Origin of the sequence: Shewanella sp. SM69 (assembly GCF_025653985.1) — a bacterium.
GTDB classification, from domain to species: domain Bacteria; phylum Pseudomonadota; class Gammaproteobacteria; order Enterobacterales; family Shewanellaceae; genus Shewanella; species Shewanella oncorhynchi.
In genome coordinates, this window is record NZ_JAKKRV010000002.1 from 156,013 (window position 1) to 173,794 (window position 17,782).

The 17,782-nt window shown below is 43.2% G+C and carries 14 protein-coding genes; 6 read left to right on the plus strand and 8 right to left on the minus strand.

Going from position 1 to position 17,782, the window contains the following annotated elements; genetic code table 11:
- Positions 1–27: 27 nt before the first annotated feature.
- The 4 genes from L5M37_RS04100 to L5M37_RS04115 all read right to left on the minus strand — a co-directional run bounded on the left by L5M37_RS04100 (position 28) and on the right by L5M37_RS04115 (position 3,665).
- On the minus strand, positions 28–303 hold the full coding sequence (locus L5M37_RS04100; protein ID WP_028759892.1) for a hypothetical protein: 276 nt from the start codon (positions 301–303) through the stop codon (positions 28–30).
- Entirely contained in the window at positions 296–2,284 is a 1,989-nt protein-coding gene (locus L5M37_RS04105) for an ATP-dependent DNA helicase RecQ (protein WP_263199499.1), read from the minus strand. The genes L5M37_RS04100 and L5M37_RS04105 overlap by 8 nt, the downstream gene beginning before the upstream one ends.
- A gap of 347 nt (positions 2,285–2,631) precedes the next feature.
- The gene (locus L5M37_RS04110; protein ID WP_105252539.1) at positions 2,632–2,970 is read right to left on the minus strand and encodes a hypothetical protein; all 339 of its coding nucleotides are present in this window, start codon (positions 2,968–2,970) and stop codon (positions 2,632–2,634) included.
- A gap of 167 nt (positions 2,971–3,137) precedes the next feature.
- A complete protein-coding gene (locus tag L5M37_RS04115; RefSeq protein WP_219252409.1) occupies positions 3,138–3,665 on the minus strand; it encodes a hypothetical protein in 528 nt (175 codons plus the stop codon).
- A gap of 590 nt (positions 3,666–4,255) precedes the next feature.
- Between L5M37_RS04115 and L5M37_RS04120 the strand changes: the two genes are divergently transcribed.
- Together L5M37_RS04120 and L5M37_RS04125 are read left to right on the plus strand one after the other, a co-directional pair.
- Positions 4,256–5,371 carry a tyrosine-type recombinase/integrase gene (locus L5M37_RS04120; protein ID WP_263199502.1) on the plus strand — a complete coding sequence of 372 codons (1,116 nt, stop codon included), beginning with the start codon at positions 4,256–4,258 and terminating at the stop codon, positions 5,369–5,371.
- A gap of 420 nt (positions 5,372–5,791) precedes the next feature.
- A complete protein-coding gene (locus L5M37_RS04125; protein ID WP_219234135.1) occupies positions 5,792–7,849 on the plus strand; it encodes a PhoX family protein in 2,058 nt (685 codons plus the stop codon).
- A 147-nt stretch (positions 7,850–7,996) separates the two neighbouring features.
- On the opposite strand, the gene L5M37_RS04130 is transcribed toward L5M37_RS04125, so the two are convergent.
- Positions 7,997–8,761, minus strand: coding sequence for a tRNA-uridine aminocarboxypropyltransferase (locus L5M37_RS04130; RefSeq protein ID WP_131524052.1), 765 nt, complete (start codon positions 8,759–8,761; stop codon positions 7,997–7,999).
- Positions 8,762–9,157: 396 nt separating this feature from the next.
- Between L5M37_RS04130 and ampC the strand changes: the two genes are divergently transcribed.
- Both ampC and emrD read left to right on the plus strand, forming a co-directional pair.
- On the plus strand, positions 9,158–10,342 hold the full coding sequence (ampC, locus tag L5M37_RS04135; protein ID WP_263172090.1) for a class C beta-lactamase: 1,185 nt from the start codon (positions 9,158–9,160) through the stop codon (positions 10,340–10,342).
- Positions 10,343–10,719: 377 nt separating this feature from the next.
- Positions 10,720–11,952 (plus strand): multidrug efflux MFS transporter EmrD, encoded by a 1,233-nt coding sequence (gene emrD / locus L5M37_RS04140; protein ID WP_263199504.1) that lies wholly within the window; start codon positions 10,720–10,722, stop codon positions 11,950–11,952.
- 153 nt (positions 11,953–12,105) lie between these two features.
- On the opposite strand, the gene pssA is transcribed toward emrD, so the two are convergent.
- Both pssA and L5M37_RS04150 read right to left on the minus strand, forming a co-directional pair.
- Positions 12,106–13,419, minus strand: a complete 1,314-nt coding sequence (gene pssA / locus L5M37_RS04145) for a CDP-diacylglycerol--serine O-phosphatidyltransferase (protein WP_028759883.1) — start codon at positions 13,417–13,419, stop codon at positions 12,106–12,108.
- Positions 13,420–13,430: 11 nt separating this feature from the next.
- Entirely contained in the window at positions 13,431–13,763 is a 333-nt protein-coding gene (locus L5M37_RS04150; RefSeq protein WP_028759882.1) for a DUF1904 domain-containing protein, read from the minus strand.
- 428 nt (positions 13,764–14,191) lie between these two features.
- Here L5M37_RS04150 and L5M37_RS04155 point away from each other — a divergent pair, with 428 nt between their 5' ends.
- A complete protein-coding gene (locus L5M37_RS04155; RefSeq protein ID WP_006081710.1) occupies positions 14,192–14,368 on the plus strand; it encodes a hypothetical protein in 177 nt (58 codons plus the stop codon).
- 59 nt (positions 14,369–14,427) lie between these two features.
- Complete coding sequence (gene dacB / locus L5M37_RS04160) at positions 14,428–15,921, plus strand: D-alanyl-D-alanine carboxypeptidase/D-alanyl-D-alanine-endopeptidase (protein WP_263199506.1); 1,494 nt, start codon at positions 14,428–14,430, stop codon at positions 15,919–15,921.
- 101 nt (positions 15,922–16,022) lie between these two features.
- Here the strand turns inward: dacB and L5M37_RS04165 are convergent, their stop codons facing one another.
- Positions 16,023–17,780 carry an acyl-CoA dehydrogenase family protein gene (locus tag L5M37_RS04165; RefSeq protein WP_263199507.1) on the minus strand — a complete coding sequence of 586 codons (1,758 nt, stop codon included), beginning with the start codon at positions 17,778–17,780 and terminating at the stop codon, positions 16,023–16,025.
- Positions 17,781–17,782 lie beyond the last annotated feature (2 nt).

Sequence of the window (17,782 nt, forward strand, 5' to 3'; positions counted from 1 at the left end):
TAAAAGCAAAGACTCGAAGCGCATTAACTAGAATCGTTTGATTCTAACGACTTGCATAATTTCTATTTCAAAACCTGCTACAGTTTCTGTCTCTGGGTAATAGATGACATTGATCTTTTGCCCTTGCAGATTACGATACTTTTTGACCCGTCTAAACTTAAACGGCACGTCACAATCTTCAATCATAACAGTATGTTGTATCCACTCCGCCTTTTCCCTTTGCATATGCGAAACCACAGTCACACCTTCAGAGTGAACCAAATGTTCATGGGTGGCTAACATCTTTTTTACGGCCTTATTCATGTTCAACTCTTTTATCATCTAGTTGCGACAACAGTGACTCAACTTTCTGTTTAATTTCAGCATATCTCAATTTTTCACAGCGGCCGAAACCACTCAACTTACGCACTTGAAAACGACTCACCAAAGGAACTGACATGCCAGCAAGGCAACGACAATAGGTATCAAGTGATAAAGCATCTATGCCTTTGGCCGTTAAATGATGCTTCAACTCATGTAAATCAGCCAATATCTGCTGATCTGTCGGCCAAGTCGGTTCCGTCGAATAACTCAACTTAGCGAAATGACCGCGGCAGACACTGCAATGACCGCAGATAGCCGGCGTCTCATTATCATCAAAATAACGGGATAAATTGTGGCTTAAGCACGTCTCAAGTTCAAAAAAGCGGACTAACTGCGCTATTCGCGCAATTTCTTTCTGCTCTTTATCAAGAAAATAATGGTACAGCTCATCGATGAGTTCCGGACGCGCTAATGCGGCAACATCCACCCGATACACATCAGTAATTCGTTTGGTTTCTAATTCAATTAACTGATGTTCTGCTAAATATTCCAGCGCGGCCAACACGCGACTGCGTTCATGGCCCGTCGCACTGTACAAGGCATCAAAATCTAACGCGCCCCATATTTTCTTCATCTGCGTATGATTAAACATTTGCGTCAAAAACGCCTGCCGCTCTGGATTAAAGCGGCTCAAAATGGCGTGTTTGTCCACTAAAAATTTGTAATTAACATCGGCGTAATAAGCAAATAACGGCTTAACCACACCTAGAATTTCTAACTGCACAAGTAACGTTCTTAACGGCAACTGGCGAATATTACTCGCAGTCGACACGCCATTAAGCTGACATTCCCACTGAGCAGAATCTTGTTCAAGTCGAATAGCTTCAATGACTTGCGCTATACCTTCTCGCTCAGGCGTATCGCCATACACAAAATTTTCAACAGTATTGAGTCCATCAAGATTGGCTAAAGTCACACAATGGGATAACGCACCATCACGCCCTGCTCTGCCGATTTCTTGACTGTAGTTTTCAATGGATTTAGGCAAATCATAGTGGATCACAAAACGGATATTGCTCTTATCGATTCCCATACCAAAGGCGATGGTAGCAACAACCACTTGCAGCTTATCCTGCATAAAATCATTTTGAATTTGTTGACGTTTTTCATCTTCAAATCCAGCATGATAGGCACTGGCGACTATGCCTTGTTGGCATAAGAGTCGTGCGACTGTTTCGGCGGTTTGCTGTAACGTCACATACACAATACCAGCACCTGAGAATGATGTTATCTTGTTAACCAGTAAGGCATTTTTCTCTTGAGTCGACACGGGCAGAACTGTCAAATCTAAATTGGGTCGATAAAATCCCGTTTGTACTATGTGTTCGGGCGCAATATCGAAGCGCTTGGCCATATCCAGTTTCACTTTACGTGTCGCGGTGGCCGTCAATAACAGTACCAGCGGGATCTCAAGTTCGCGCCGATAATCGGGTAATTTAAGGTAATCAGGCCGAAAATTGTGGCCCCATTCTGAAATACAATGCGCCTCATCTACGACCAACATAGATAGCGGAACCGATTGAATAAACTGCCTAAAGCGTTCATTTTTGAAACGTTCCACCGACACCATTAAAATTTTCAGTTTGCCAGAGCGCGCATCTGTCATCACTTGCTGACTCTGCTCGGCGCTTAAGGTTGAATCTATGCTGGCCGCATGAATTCCCTTAGATTGTAAAAATTCCAGCTGATCTTTCATCAAGGCGAGTAAAGGCGAAATCACTAAACTCAAATGGGGTAACTGCAATGCTGTAAATTGATAGCAAAGGGATTTACCAGAACCCGTCGGAAAAATCGCTAAACTCGACTTCCCCGCCAACAGTTGTGTTATCGTTTGCGCTTGGCCAGGACGAAATTCAGAAAAACCGAAATCCTGCTGCAACAAACTAACGTATGGATTGGTTTCCGGAATGGGATTGAACATCAACCGTCCTTTACACTTATCCTTACCACCCACAAAATTCGGGCATACCGCAAGAAAAAGATTCAGCATTAAGTGAGTCGACTAGTCTAGCAAATTTTGACGTACTTTACGGAGTTAATTAGCAACAACTGAGTTTTCAAGCCAACTTAACTGCTCATCAGGAGCGTAATTATAGGTGCAGATTTCATTGCAACACAATGATTAATATATAATTAATTTACTTTTTTAGTCAGCAATTAAATATGAAAATAAAACCGATTTGTAAAAATTCGATCCGATATCTCCTATAAAAAAACAAGACGTCAGATGAATCTCAGCAAAAAATACATCTCCGATAAATTGAGCATTTAAGGTTTTCTAGCAAGATATAGATTGATCAGCGACGTCAGTTTGTCCTGAAATCTTTCTTCAAAACCATCAATGTCACGCCCTATAGAGACTAAATATTTAGTTGCCTGCTCACGCGAAAGCAGCTTATTTGCAAGACTATATTGCATCTCTTCTAAGGTTTTATCATATCTTGGGATCAATACCCAAGTGCCGACATCGACGTCAAAATGTTGCATCGCTTTCTGGGCTAAAGCACAAAAAGCCTCAATATGATCTACGCCATCAGGTCCGAGACAGCCAGGTTCAATTCGGCATAAAACCGCAATTTTCCTATCGTTTGCAATACTTAAACTCATCTCTAATGCCCCGCGTTATCTAGTCGTAAACATAAGATCTTAACAGTAATTTTACGTGTCTGCACAGATAAGTCACGGCTAACTTACCCTTATTAGATAATCCATTTTAGGCAATAGAACAACTTTAAAATCATATTCTTCAAAACATAGATCCGCGTTTTTTTGTTCTATTCATCAACAATGTCGTCTACAACATCCTCATCAGTATGTTGTAAAACATTAAGCGAAATATTTTCATTATGCTCTGACAATAGAGTATCAATGGCTTGGTCAAAACTGTCTAACTTTTGAGTTTCCATATAACGTTTTAACCTCAAAATAATATCCCTGCTCAGCTCAATATGAGACTTTTTTTGCCGTTTTTTTATTTGAGATAATTCTTTACGAACCATACGCCAGCCAAAATCAGTAAAATACTGATTGAGCATTTTGTTTACATTAGTAAGCTCGTTGTCGATCCGCTGTGCCTTTTTGCGTAATCGGACTAATTCATTTAGTTGTGTCACCAACTTAGTATAGAAAACCGTTTGTAACTCAGCGTCACAAAACCAATCCGGTTTAGATGCCACAGCTTCAGGATTGATAAGGCGATAAATTAAGGGTAAGGCAAAAATTAATTCTGCTTCCTCAAGCAATAATAATTTTCTCCCTGCTGTTGGTTTGTCTTGTTGATATATCCAGGCTTGCGGTTCCATAAATACGTTTCTTTAGCTAAGCATGCGTTTAATGCGGATGAAATAAATGGGACCTCATGCTAGTACAAATCGATAAGTATTAATATATGGTTCAACCATTTTATTGACTGGGAATCGATCCCTTATGCTTCATTTTGCCTTTGGCAGAAATAGCTCAACTCATAACAGGCTAAGAACCCGATAAGCGGTTGTCGTTATTAGCTTAAATTTCACCCAACACGCAAGCCTAGTTTAGCGGCATTCCATTCAAGAAAACCAATAAAATGGTTAAACCATTCTTTAAAATTATGCATCTGTGACTAACTAAGTTCGAAACCACTGCATAGAGAAAGTACGAATTTCATACTATCATTGCCTTTAATTTTATATCCGCTTAATTAATCGCCATTGCTAGAATAGGTTTATCTTGGCTATTTTTTAAACTAAAAAAACCAACTAAATGCTATTTAATGCGCCCTATTCCGATAACAGAAGTTTATTTGAACAAATAAGCACTCTACCAGTGATAATGACGATTATCACTGGTAGATGTAGGCGTGATTTGCGTATAATTACGCCTTCTTAATTCGATATCAGGTGACTTCAACGGCATGTCTAAAATAATCCGGACAAATAGTAATGCTCAAAATAACACCAATGTATCGAATGAAAAAGTGACTAGATCAGATCATCACAATAATAACCGTGCTGAACAGCCACGCTTTTTTGAAGAGACTTTCCTGCCACAATCTGTTCGAAGTGATTATTTAAGCGCCGCCGAAGAAACTGAATACGAAATTTCAGTCAACACTCGCCGTGTTTATAATACGAGCTTTAGTGTATTTAGCCGTTATTGTGCGGAGCACCAACTGCAGGCCCTGCCCGCAGATCCAAGAAGCGTAATTTCATTTATTGGTCAGCAAAAAGAATTGATCCAAGAAAGCACTGGCGTTCAACTTTCAAAGCAAACATTAACCACAAGGTTGGCAGCCATTCGCTACCATCATATTCAAGCAGGATTCCACTCGCCTACCGAACATCCACTGGTGATCAGAGTGATGCGTGGCTTGAGCAGAAATCAATCTCGCCATGTGAGTGATTATGATCAACAACCGATTATGTATGATGAAGTGGAAATGCTCATTCAAGCTATCGATGAACAAGTGCAACCATTAACCCGAGCAAGAGACAAAGCCATTATTCAGTTAGGATTACAAGGTGGGTTTCGCCGTTCTGAACTTGCAGATATAAAAGTTCAATATGTCAGTTTTTTACGCAATAAGCTAAAAGTTCGCCTACCTTATTCGAAGAGTAATCAGCAAGGTCAACGGGAATGGAAAGACCTACCGGATCATGAACCTTTTGCAGCACTCAACGCGGTAAAAAATTGGTTATCACTAGCCAATATAGAGGATGGACATTTATTTAGATCGCTTTCCCGTGATGGGAAATATTTACGCCCTTATCAAATAGTAGAACATCACTCTGAAGCTAATTCAAGTTTACATAAAAATAGTGGTTTTCTCACGGGAGACGATATTTATCGCATCATTAAAAAATATTGCACAAAAGCGGGCCTACCTGCAAAGTTTTATGGTGCCCACAGTCTGCGTAGTGGTTGTGTCACTCAACTCTATGAAAATGATAAAGATCATTTATACATTATGGCCAGAACTGGCCATACCGATCCGCGCTCACTTCGCCATTATTTAAAACCAAGAGACTAAAACCCAAAAGACTAAACTAGATCATGACTCGGTAAGAATCAGTTAGTTTTTTACCTAAAATAAAATAGCAATTATAACGTTAAAATAAACCTATCATGTTTATGAATAAAAATGATATTCAGTAATTTATATTAAAATTATTTCCAATTTTTAATTTGAAAAATAATTAAAGCAATAATTTCACATTATAGATTTTTATCTTGGATACAAGATTTGACATTATAGCAGAATAAAAATTCTAATTGAGATACTGCGACCTCAGCATCTTAGACCATAGCAAACTGCTGGTTAACATTTTCATAGCATATCGGGTTTATTGCTCACTGCAGTATTATTGTAATATAAAATCATCTTTATTGTCATATTGATACTTTAGCCTTAGTCACGAAATTTAATCCATCGTACTAGCCGGAGTAATATATGAGTAAGGCCACCTTTGATCCTACACTTTATAATAAAAGTAATAACGAGCCATTTAACCAAGTGTTGGATAAACATTTATCTCGCCGTAACTTCGTCAAAAGTGGTTTAGGCCTCAGTGCTATGACAGCTTTTGCCAGTGTAGGCTTAACTGCTTGCGGATCAGATGACACACCCGTTACAAAACCTGTTGATCCAGTGACACCTTTACCACCGACAAAAAGTACCGCCAAGCTAAACTTTACGTCAGTTGCGGGTTCTCGTTTAGATGCCGTCGTTGTGCCAGAAGGCTATACAGCGCAGGTACTTGCACCATGGGGCACGCCATTAAATGCAAAAGCAGCACCATGGAAAAGCGATGGTAGTAACACTGCCGATGACCAAGCGAACTCAGTCGGTATGCACCATGATGGCATGCATTTCTTTCCATTAAATGATTCGGGTAATGACGGTTTACTTTGCATTAACCATGAATACATTGATGAAGTTGCATTACATCCTGCAGGACAAACTTTTGATCCTACTTCAGGTTTGCGCACGATTATCGATGAGGTACGTAAAGAAATCAACGCCCATGGCGTATCGGTTGTACGGATAAAACTGGTTAATAATCAATGGGAAGTGGTTAGCAATGATAACCATAACCGCCGATTCACCGGTGCGACTGTAATGGATATTAGCGGTCCTCTCGCCTACTCTTCTCTACTCGAAACCCGCTATTCTCCCGACGGTAGTCAGGCTCGCGGTACATTAAATAACTGCGGTAATGGTTACACGCCTTGGGGCACTTATTTAACCTGTGAAGAAAACTGGCCAGGCTACTTCGCTAACCGTGGTACGTTAACTGCCGAGCAAAATCGCATTGGGATCAGCAAAACCAGCACACGTTATGGCTGGGATGATCTTGCAGGTCATGATGAAGAACGTCTCGATGAATTCGCGCGTTTTGATGTCACGCCAAAAGGTGCAAGTGCTCAAGATGACTATCGTAATGAAGCGAATGGTCACGGTTATATTGTTGAAATTGACCCTTTCAATCCAACATCGCGCGCAGTTAAACGTACTGCGCTTGGTCGTTTCCGCCATGAAGGCTGTACCTTTGGCAAATTAACCGAAGGTAAGCCAGTAGTGTTCTATTCTGGCCACGATTCACAATTCGAATACCTCTATAAATTTGTCTCGGCCGCGGCATGGGATGCAAAAGATGCTGACAGCAGCAATCGCATACAAACTGGCGATAAATATATGAATGAAGGTACTTTATATGCAGCTAAGTTTAATGCAAATGGTGGTGGTGTTTGGTTGCCTTTAACCTTAGATAGCCAGACTACGGACGGAAAAACCCTAGGCAATACTTTCGCTAGCTTAGCCGAGATTATTTTGAACACCGCGGGCGCAGCGGATCTTGTTGGTGCAACCCCTATGGATCGCCCTGAATGGTGTGCTGTCGATCCTTTCACAGGTTCAATTTATTTGACCCTGACCAACAACTCAAAACGAACTGAAACCAATCCAGCGAACCCAAGATTGAAAAACCACTTTGGCCATATTATTCGTTGGGATGAAAGTGACAAAGATACTGAATTTACATGGGATATCTTCGTATTCGGCTCACCAAGTGATGGTAACGCAGAAACAAACTTATCAGGCTTAACAGATCTTAACCAATTTGCCAGCCCAGACGGTTTGGCCTTCGATCAACGCGGTATTTTGTGGGTTCAAACCGACAATGGAGCCAAGGAGGTCGCAGAAGAAACCAACGATCAGATGCTAGCGATAGTGCCTTCAACGCTTGTTGATGGCCAAGAGAAACAGCTCGGCGTAACGGCTGATAACCAAATGGAATTAAAGCGTTTCTTTGTTGGACCAAACGACTGTGAGGTTACAGGTTTTGCTATTAGCCCTGATTACACATCTGTTTTTGCTAACATTCAGCATCCCGGTAATTGGCCTTATTCGTCCAATGCCGCTGAAAAAACGCCTGCGGGCACGACATTACGCCCTCGCGCCGCTACGGTCGTTATCCGTAAGTTAGATGGTAAAGAAGTCGCGGTATAAACAATTATGCTTGTGCGAGGTATCTTCTTAATATGAAGTTCCTATAAGTTAATTGCTACACATAAAAAATCCCCTCACTGTAGGGGATTTTTTATTTAAGAAGATAGTTAACTAGCCTTTTTCATAATAGATTAAATCCAACATCGATTAACTCTTACTACGACTTGCTTGTTCAAAGGCCAGTTCAAAAGCATCGGTAAAATCTGTAATTGGCAGAAGGTCCTCACGGCAACGGCGATTGCGGCCTAGTAAGGAAGATTCAACAAACAAATCAAACCAAGTACTTAAGGCTTTGCCATTAGCCGCTTCGCCAATCGCTCCTAAAGCCAATGATGCCACCTCGGCGGTGCCAAGTTGAAAATCATGACTACCTTTACGCAATGCATAGGTCGCGAGCGTGTCGGGATCGAAGGAAAGCAACGGCAGTGAGTGTAAGTAAGGACTCTTACGGAACATTTTAATCGCTTCACGCCAACTGCCATCGAGCATGATTAGCAGCGGCCGTTTACCTTCGGCCAATGTCGACATCGGCACTTGGTTCAGTACGGTTTGCCCTTGCTCTGCATACTGGGCAGGAAACACTAAATAGGGTTGATATTGCGGCGAATTCAGCAAAGCAAGCAACTCAGCTTCAGGTTCTGTACGTGACCAAATATAGGCGTGGGTATCAGGAATAAGATCCGCTATGAGTCGTCCGCTATTAGTCGGCTTTAACACCTCATCGTTATACATAATCAGCAGAAAACTGGCGTGAGTATCTAACTGACGGCGTAGCGCACAGGTACAGAACTGCTCACCTAAGAGGCATAATGGACAGCGGATCAGTTTTTTACCGCGGGCACCAAAGGGTTTAGTCGAAATAGACTTACGGTACTGATATAAATGGTGCACTGCATGGGGGGCTAAAGCCATAAAAACCAATTCTCTATCAAACTTATTAAGGATCGCGACCACATCAGTTAGCACTTTTAATCGCGGTGGCGCAGTTTATCCCTTGGCCATCAATGGTGCAATCGCGTAATACATTATCATGATAAAAGGCCGGTGTCAGTGGTTGTGGTTTCATCTGCAGCCTAACGTCAGCGAGATAATTTAAGAGCACAGAGCAACCATCTCTTAAAACATCTGTAATGTATTAATCTGTGTTGCCACTTAGTATGCAACACTAAACCGACCAAATTAACGTTTAACTTACTTATTGGGAGAGTATTGAAACTAAATATCAGTAATGACTTAACTTAGTGTGGAATTGCCCTAATATCATGCGAAAATCTACTCTACAAATACAATCTCAATGAAAGGTCAATTATGCACCCAAAAGCCCCGATCGCTTCTATACCGTTATTAAGCGGTGTACTGCTCACTGCTACGCTATTTTCTACTGTCACTACGGCCCAAACGCTTAATACCAAAGACATCCAGTCAATTGTAGATTCCGCAGTTAAACCACTGATGGCCGAGTATGCTATTCCCGGTGCAGTAATTGGCATCACCATAGAAGGTAAACAGTATTTTTACCAATATGGCGTCAGTTCTAAAACCTCTGGGCAAAGTGTGACTGAAGATACCCTGTTCGAGATTGGCTCTATCAGTAAAACCTTTACCGCAACACTGGCTAACTATGCACAGGGCGAAGGTAAATTAACACTCACGGACATGGCCAGTGATTATGTTCCAGCATTAAAAGGCAGCCATTTTGATAAGATTAGTCTCATCAATTTAGCCACCCACACAGCGGGGGATTTGCCGATGCAAGTTCCTGATAAGGTCACTAATAACGCAGAGTTAATGGATTACCTTAAGCATTGGCAACCATCATTTGCCGCGGGGACCCACAGAAATTACGCCAATCCGAGTATTGGGCTGCTTGGCATGATTGCCGCGCAGAGTTTAGGGCAAACGTTTCCACAAATACTTGAGCAAACACTATTTCCACAATTGGGTATGACAAACAGCTATCTCAAGGTGCCGAGCAGCAAAATGGCCGATTATGCCCAAGGCTACGATAAGCAAGACATGCCAGTGCGGGTCAATCCAGGGGTATTAGCCGATGAAGCCTATGGCGTTAAAACCTCAGCAAAGGATTTACTGCAATTTGTTGAGGCCAATATGCAAATGCACCCGCTTACCAAACCACTGCAAACGGCACTCGATGAGACCCACACGGGATACTTTGATGTGGGCATGATGACCCAAGATATGATTTGGGAGCATTACTCATATCCTATTGATCTTGATAAAATACTTATGGGCCATACTCAGGAAGTCGTGTTTGGCAGTACACCCGTTAAACCCATAGTGCCGCCCCTCGCGCCGCAGCAAAATGTGTGGATTAATAAAACAGGCTCAACTGGCGGTTTTGCCGCTTATGCAGCCTTTATTCCTGCAAAAAAACTCGGCATTGTACTGCTGAGTAATAAAAACACCCCCGTTCCGCCACGGGTCACTGTGGGCTACCAGATTTTAACTGGGATCGAAAAGTTGCAAAAATAACCATGCACTAGGATAGAGGAGATAAGTATATTGGTGCTATCTCCTTTTTCTTAACAATATTCTTGTCGTTACTGATTTATGGCTGACACCTTGCTGCTAACTCACAGTTTCCTTGCAATCTCTCTTTTCTCATGGCGGCTTGTAAGAAAAGATGCACCGCAGGGTTAATCCTTGCGTTAATTCATTTGCAACTCATCGACCTAGTTAACAGACAAATAACCTATCGTAAGTTTAGCTTTACAGCTTAAAATCAGGATAAAAACTTATGCATCGCATTAAAAATTATTTCGTTAAATCAATATGATTGACACTTGAAGTTACGCTTTTAGGGAGTAAGATGCGCGCAAATACCTTAAGTGACCTTTTTCGGAAATATCATGTCAGGCACGCCACATTCTCCTATTCATCACGATGTCGCTCCAGCGGCGAGTCAGTCTAGCCTACTGTTAATGATTGTCTTTATGGTCGCCTGTGGCCAAATGGCGCAGACGATTTTTGTACCTGCCCTTCCACAAATCGCACTCGGGCTCCATGTGGACGCCAGCCAACTACAAGCCGTGATGGCCTGTTACTTACTCTCCTACGGGATGTTTCAATTTGTGTATGGCCCAGTGTCAGATCGCGTTGGCCGCAAAATGCCGCTCGTTGTGGGTATCGCAATTTTCGTTCTAGGCGCTGTATTCGCGGCGAAGGCCACAAGCTTTAACCAACTAATTATGGCAAGCCTTATCCAAGGATTAGGCACAGCCAGCGCAGGCGCATTGTGCCGTAGCATTCCCCGCGATCATTACTTTGGCGACCGACTGGTAAAATTTAATAGCTATGTCTCTATGGCCGTAGTGTTTTTACCTTTGCTTGCACCATTTATCGGCAGCGCCACTGCGGCCTATTTTGGCTGGCAAGCCGTATACTGGGTATTAGCGGGATTCGGTGTCGTGGTCTGGCTGTTGTTAATATTCCTCTTTAAAGAGTCTTTACCTAAGGCGCAACGGGAACATCAAGCCGTTTTCAAATCCTATAAGCATGTCCTGCGCCATAGAGCGTTTCGCGCTTATTTATTTTCATTGATCGCCACCTTTGCCGGTATTGCGGCGTTTGAAGCCATTGCTGGCGTACTCTATGGCCAATATCTCGGACTGACACCTTTTATGGTCAGTTGTTATTTTGTTGCGCCAATTCCTGGCTACTTACTGGGGGCACTCATCGCGGGCCGACAGAATAAGCCACAAAGGGTTGTTTACCAAGGTGTTGCGTTACTCGGTGCTGGCGCATTATTTATGTTGATCCCAGGTCTTTTTAATTTAGTGGTCGGCTGGAGTTTACTTGTTGGATCGATTTTATTCTTCAGTGGTGCAGGCATGCTGTTCCCTACCCTAACATCTGCTGCGTTAGAGCCATTTCCACGTCAGGCGGGGATTGCGGGCGCATTACTGGGGGGATTACAAAATTTTGGTGCCGGACTTGCCGCATTAACTATGTCTTTAGTGCCTATGGGCGGCCAGTTAAGCATAGGTTTATTGAGTGCTGTAATGGTAGTTTTAGTGATCCTGTCTCTGTATTACGCCAAAGATCAAAATGATACTCACCAGAATTTAATGCCACAGATTTAATGCATATGATTTGAAGCGACAATTCTTGGTTTAAGCTAAATCTATTACCATCAGTCAATAAAAAGCCCACATTTTTGTGGGCTTTTTAAATCGATAAGACACTCTAATAAATCAAAAATATCGATTAATTTATTGCTTCTATAGCTTTAATCGTTACAAAATGCGACGCAGTAAAAAGTCAGCTTTAAGGCGACGAATTCGGGTCATGATCTTCTTCACTGGCGCAGGATAGCTCTGTAAGGTATCCACTTGGCTGTAGTGATATAACCGCTGTGTGTGTTCAAGAATATGCGCCTGCTCGGCTTCAAACTGGGCTTTCCAGCAGCCAATTTCATCTTGGATCAACAAACCATTCTCAAGATCCAGCGCCCAAGCTCTTGGATTCAAGTTCGAGCCTGTGATCAAATGCTTATTACCGTCGGCACTGATGCCCTTGAGGTGATAACTGTTGATACCATGTTTCCACAAATGGATATTCAGCTGACCATTATCAATCGCCCACTGTTGGCGTTTAGCGAACTTACGCAATGATTGCTCATACATATAGGGCAAGGCACCTATGGTTGAGAAATCCTGCTCTGGCGGAATATAAAAATCGTTAGCCGTCTTGTCGCCCACAACGATATCGATGCGTTTGCCATTGCGTAAATGCTTAGCTAAAGCGCGCACTAAAATGTACGGCGGATTGAAATAGGGTGTGCAAATAAACAGCGAGTCTTTTGACTCTTCCACCAAGGCGACAACCACTTTATTGAGCAAGTTTTTCTTACGTCCTAGCCCAAGTAACGGCGTGATGCGATTACCATCACGGGTCTCCTTAAACTGATACTCAGCGTCAGACAGTCTCAGCTTAAAGCTACGCATGTCCGTCTTTGGTGGTAGCACTTCTTGCTCAGCATCTTGCGTTAATGAACACACAGCTGGATCAGAAATGATATTTTTCTGGATCATCGCGCGCATACTGCGCGCTAATTCGGCAGACTCAATCAAGTGATAACGATCGAAACGGTACTTATCGTGTTGTTGCAAATAGATATTATTGAGACTGGCACCGCTATAAATCACGGCATCATCGATAATAAATCCCTTAAGATGCAACACACCCATAAATTCACGGGATTTGACGGGTACACCTAAGATATCGATGGGATGTTCGGCTTCAGCCATAACTCTACGGTACATCAAATAGTTGCCGCTATCACCTTTATGGCCAATCAAGCCACGTCTCGCACGGTGAAAATCGACTAACACTTTGATATCAAGCGTTGGATTTGCCGCTTTGGCATCCATGAGGGCTTGTAATATCTCACGACCCGCTTCGTCATCTTCTAAATACAGCGCCGCAATATAAATACTGTGCTTGGCGCTCGCAATACGAGCGAGTAATTCTGCCTTGAAACGGCATGGCGTGAGCAACCACGTTAAAGCCTCGGGTTGAACGGCTATTCCACCAAGCTTATCTAGCAAGGCATCCTCCTTTAAACATGCTGACCACCCCGATAGGAAGCACTGGGGTTCAGTGATAAAAACATCACAGCAATATGTGTTAACTCTGGATAGGCCTCTGTCACTGCCAACCTGATCGTTTGTTCTACTTTAAGATGTATATCAGGGTCCTTAGGGAACCAGAGTAACTCAACTTGGACAAAGCGTTGATCAATTTTTCCATTTCGAAAACTGATGCTTGGGATCCAATCTAATGTGAAACTCTCTGCATTACCTTTACATATATCCGCCAATGACTGCAGTAATGTTTGGCTGAACGCTGCAACGACCGCTTGTGGTAAGCCGCGCATACTAATATGTGGCATGGTTTAGTTGTTACCTAAGAACCTAAAATCGTAAGGGGTAGAAATTACCGACTTCACCTCGTCTCGGCAAGACTTTTCTCCCAAAAGTCTTGTTAAACCTAACGGTTTTGCTGGTAATTTGACCTCACGCGATTTTATTCCACTTCAGTGCACCGATTTGCCTAAAAATCTTCTTCATTTATCCTTGCTTGAAATCGCATTTTACAGTGAGTATTCTCGGCATTATTTGCCCGTCCACACAATATTTCTCCCTAAATAGGGTGATTCTTAACGCTACAAATCAGTCCAAATTTCACTGAACTGCGCCCAAAATGTCTGCCAAATCACAAAATAATCTTCAAACCCATTTCATTCACCCCGAATCTACTGATTTAGCGTAAACTAAACCGCCTATTTGCGATTAGACCATACGATACAAGATTAAGACTATGAACAAAAAAATTCTGCTGACGTTAGCACTGACATTGCTGTTTGCTTGGGGTATTTTCCATTTTAAAACCCAGTTAGGGTTACTCATCCTGCCTTTGTTTATTGGGCTGGTATTGTTTGTTACCCTACGTTTATATCGCTTGATGGAAAAGGATGACGGCAGCAGTGAGGATTAACCGCACACAATACCAACCTAATCTTAATGATGTTTTGATAAAAATGGCCAATAGCTAACATGGAAACGTTACTGAAAACCACTCTATATGCCGGCCTGCTCCTAGCCGCAAGTCATAATATGGCCTATGCAGAGCAACATGATTCTAGGCCGATAAGTGCTCAAACCACTTCGCTTAGCCAAGCAATCAGCAAGATCAGCCCTCGACATTCACAAATCGCCTTACTGGCAATGGATATGTCGAACAATCAAGTGATCTATAGCCAACAAGCTGAGACCTTGTTTATTCCAGCCAGTACCCAAAAGCTGCTCACTGCAGTCAGTGCTGTGGCTCAGCTTGGGCCTGATTTTCGTTATGTCACACAATTATGGACAGATGCACCAATAAGCAAGGGCCATATCGCAGGCAGTGCTTATCTGCGTTTTAGTGGCGATCCCACGCTGACTCAAGCCGATCTCAAGGCCATTTTTGCCAATCTCGTAAAACAAGGCATTAATCGTATTGACGGACATCTGTATTTACTCGGCGATAAACAGGAACAATTGCAAGCTCCCGGTTGGGTATGGGATGACTTAGGTATTTGTTTTGCTGCGCCTGTATCTAGCTATATTATCAATCAAAACTGTGTCTATGGTCAGTTTAGCCCCAGCTCTACCAGCAAACCTTCACAGGTAAGTCTGCGTGCAGGAAGTTATGGGGTCAAAATCAGCAACGATGCGGTGTTTGATCAAAAGGCGAGCCGCGAATTTTGCCAACTTGATATGGTCAGATTAGGTCAAAATAACTACCATTTACGCGGCTGTTACCCTGGCTGTGAGGCGATACCACTGGCGATTGCGATCAGCGATCCGTTCAAATTTGCCCAAGATAACCTCACCTCCCTACTTAAAGGCGAGATGTCTCTTGCGGGTAAAGTACAACTCGGCACTAGCTTACCCCAAAAGGCAAAACTAATTGCCAGCCATAGCTCGGCGCCTTTACCTGAGCTGCTCGAGACTATGCTGCTCAAGTCAGATAATTTGATTGCCGATAGCCTTTTTAAGCAACTTGGTAAAAGTTATTTTAAGACCCAAGGCAGCTTTACCAATGGTGCCGCTGCCATGCAGCGAATTTTAACGAATTTAGGCATAGATTTGAGTAACGCCAATATTGTGGATGGTTCAGGATTGTCACGCTATAACTTGCTCAATGCCAAGCAGTTAGCCGCGGTGTTGGCGCTAATCCACCAAGATAGCCGCTTTAGTCCGTTAATCACGAGTCTGCCACAGGCAGGGATCAGCGGCACCTTAAGATATCGTATGGGCTACAACAAGCCGCCGCTTAAACAGCAAATTTTTGCTAAAACAGGCTCGATGCAAGGCGTGTCTAACTTAGCGGGCTTTATCCGTTTGCCCCAGCATAACGATACCTTGTTTGTAATCCTTGAGAATGGCATGAGTCCTGAATTGAAGAATCAACATAAACCCTCATTCAATGCCGAGTTTCTTAAACAATTGATTTCAGTGCTGCAACCGTCATCAACCACTGCGACTGTGAATACTGCGGCTCACTAGAGTCATTAATTAACTGCTACAGAGTAAAAAACTTGCATAAAAAAGCACTGAGTCATCAGTGCTTTTTCAGTTTTTATCTAAACGAATATACCGAAGCCTTGTTAAAACAACTCCGCAGGCATCGCCATAGTCGTCGCATCACCAGCTCTGACTTGAGCGATATGGTAATCCGCTTTTGGCAATAACTTATCAAAATAGAACTTAGCCAAATAGACTTTCTGCTCGGCGAAAGCTTTATCTTCATGATCCGCGACCTTATCGACCATAGCCAACCAGTAGAAACCATAAAGGGTGTAACCAAAGGCATCTAAAAAGTCGACCGCGCACGCATTAATAAGTGCAGGCTGAGCCACTTTGCGATCATTAACTGACTCGGCAACGATGACCAAGGCATCTAAACGTGCACATACTGCCGCCACTTTCACCGCATCAACATGGGTGAATGTCCGCATTTGTGCCTTCAAGTCTGCCACAAATTCGTTTAATGCGGCTAAGTTATCGCCGGTGACTTTACGACCGAGGAAATCAATGGCTTGAATGCCATTGGTGCCTTCATAAATCTGAGCGATACGGGTATCACGGACTAATTGCTCAATACCTGTTTCACGAATATAACCATGTCCACCAAAGACTTGTTGCGCCATGATAGTCGCATCTAGACCCCGATCGGTTAAAAATGCTTTCGCCACTGGCGTTAATAAACCCACATAACGCGCCGCTTTGGCCTTAACCTCATCTTGGGCATATTTTGCTAAATCCAGCTGTTGTCCTGTAAACACAGACAAAGCACGGCCCGCTTCTGTCATCGCACGAATAGTCAACAACATACGGCGCACATCGCCGTGGACAATAATGGGATCAGAATCACTGCCCGTCGGTGAGCCGCCAGCGGCGATGCCTTGATTACGCTCTTTAGCGTAATCGGCCGCCATCTGGTACGCCGCCTGCGCACTGCCAAGTCCTTGAATACCAATCGCTAAACGCTCATAGTTCATCATAGTGAACATGCATACGAGGCCGCGATTAGGCTCGCCAATCAAGAAACCTTGGGCATTATCAAAATTCATCACACAGGTCGCAGAACCTTTAAGGCCCATCTTATGCTCGATAGACCCCACTGATACACCATTGGCATTGGCTAAGCTGCCATCGGTATTTACCGATATTTTAGGTACCAGAAAGAGTGAAATCCCTTTACTATCCGGCAGCTTAGCAAGCACTAAGTGGATGACGTTTTCAGTTAAATCATGATCGCCACCCGTGATAAAAATCTTGCTGCCCGTGATGGCATAACTACCATCATCCTGCGGTAAAGCTCGAGTGCGAATATTACGCAGATCAGAACCCGCTTGCGGCTCCGTCATATCCATAGCACCCGCCCATTCGCCGGAATATAACTTAGGCAAATAAGCTTGTTTCAATTCTTCGCTGCCGTGGGCATTGATACATAAAGCCGCTCCCGCGGTTAACGAGCCATAAAGCGTAAACGCATTACAAGCACTGTAAGCCATTTCGTCGACTAAGATCCCCAGCATCTTCGGCATCCCCATGCCACCAAATTCAGGATCGCCACACAAACCAATCCAACCGCCCTGGGAATACTGCTCATAAACGGCTTTATAGCCATCAGGGGTAGTCACTTGATTGTCTTGATGCAACACGCCCTGCTCATCGCCCGTCCGGTTCAGCGGATGGATCAACTCACAGCTGATCTTGGCTGCTTCTTCCAAAATAGCATTGGCCGTGTCGATATCGACCATTTCTGCAATCTCAGGCAATTGTGCCCAAGTGTTTGGAGCATCAAATACCTGTTCCAGTAGGAAACGCATATCCGTCAACGGGGCTTGGTAAGGATTCATTG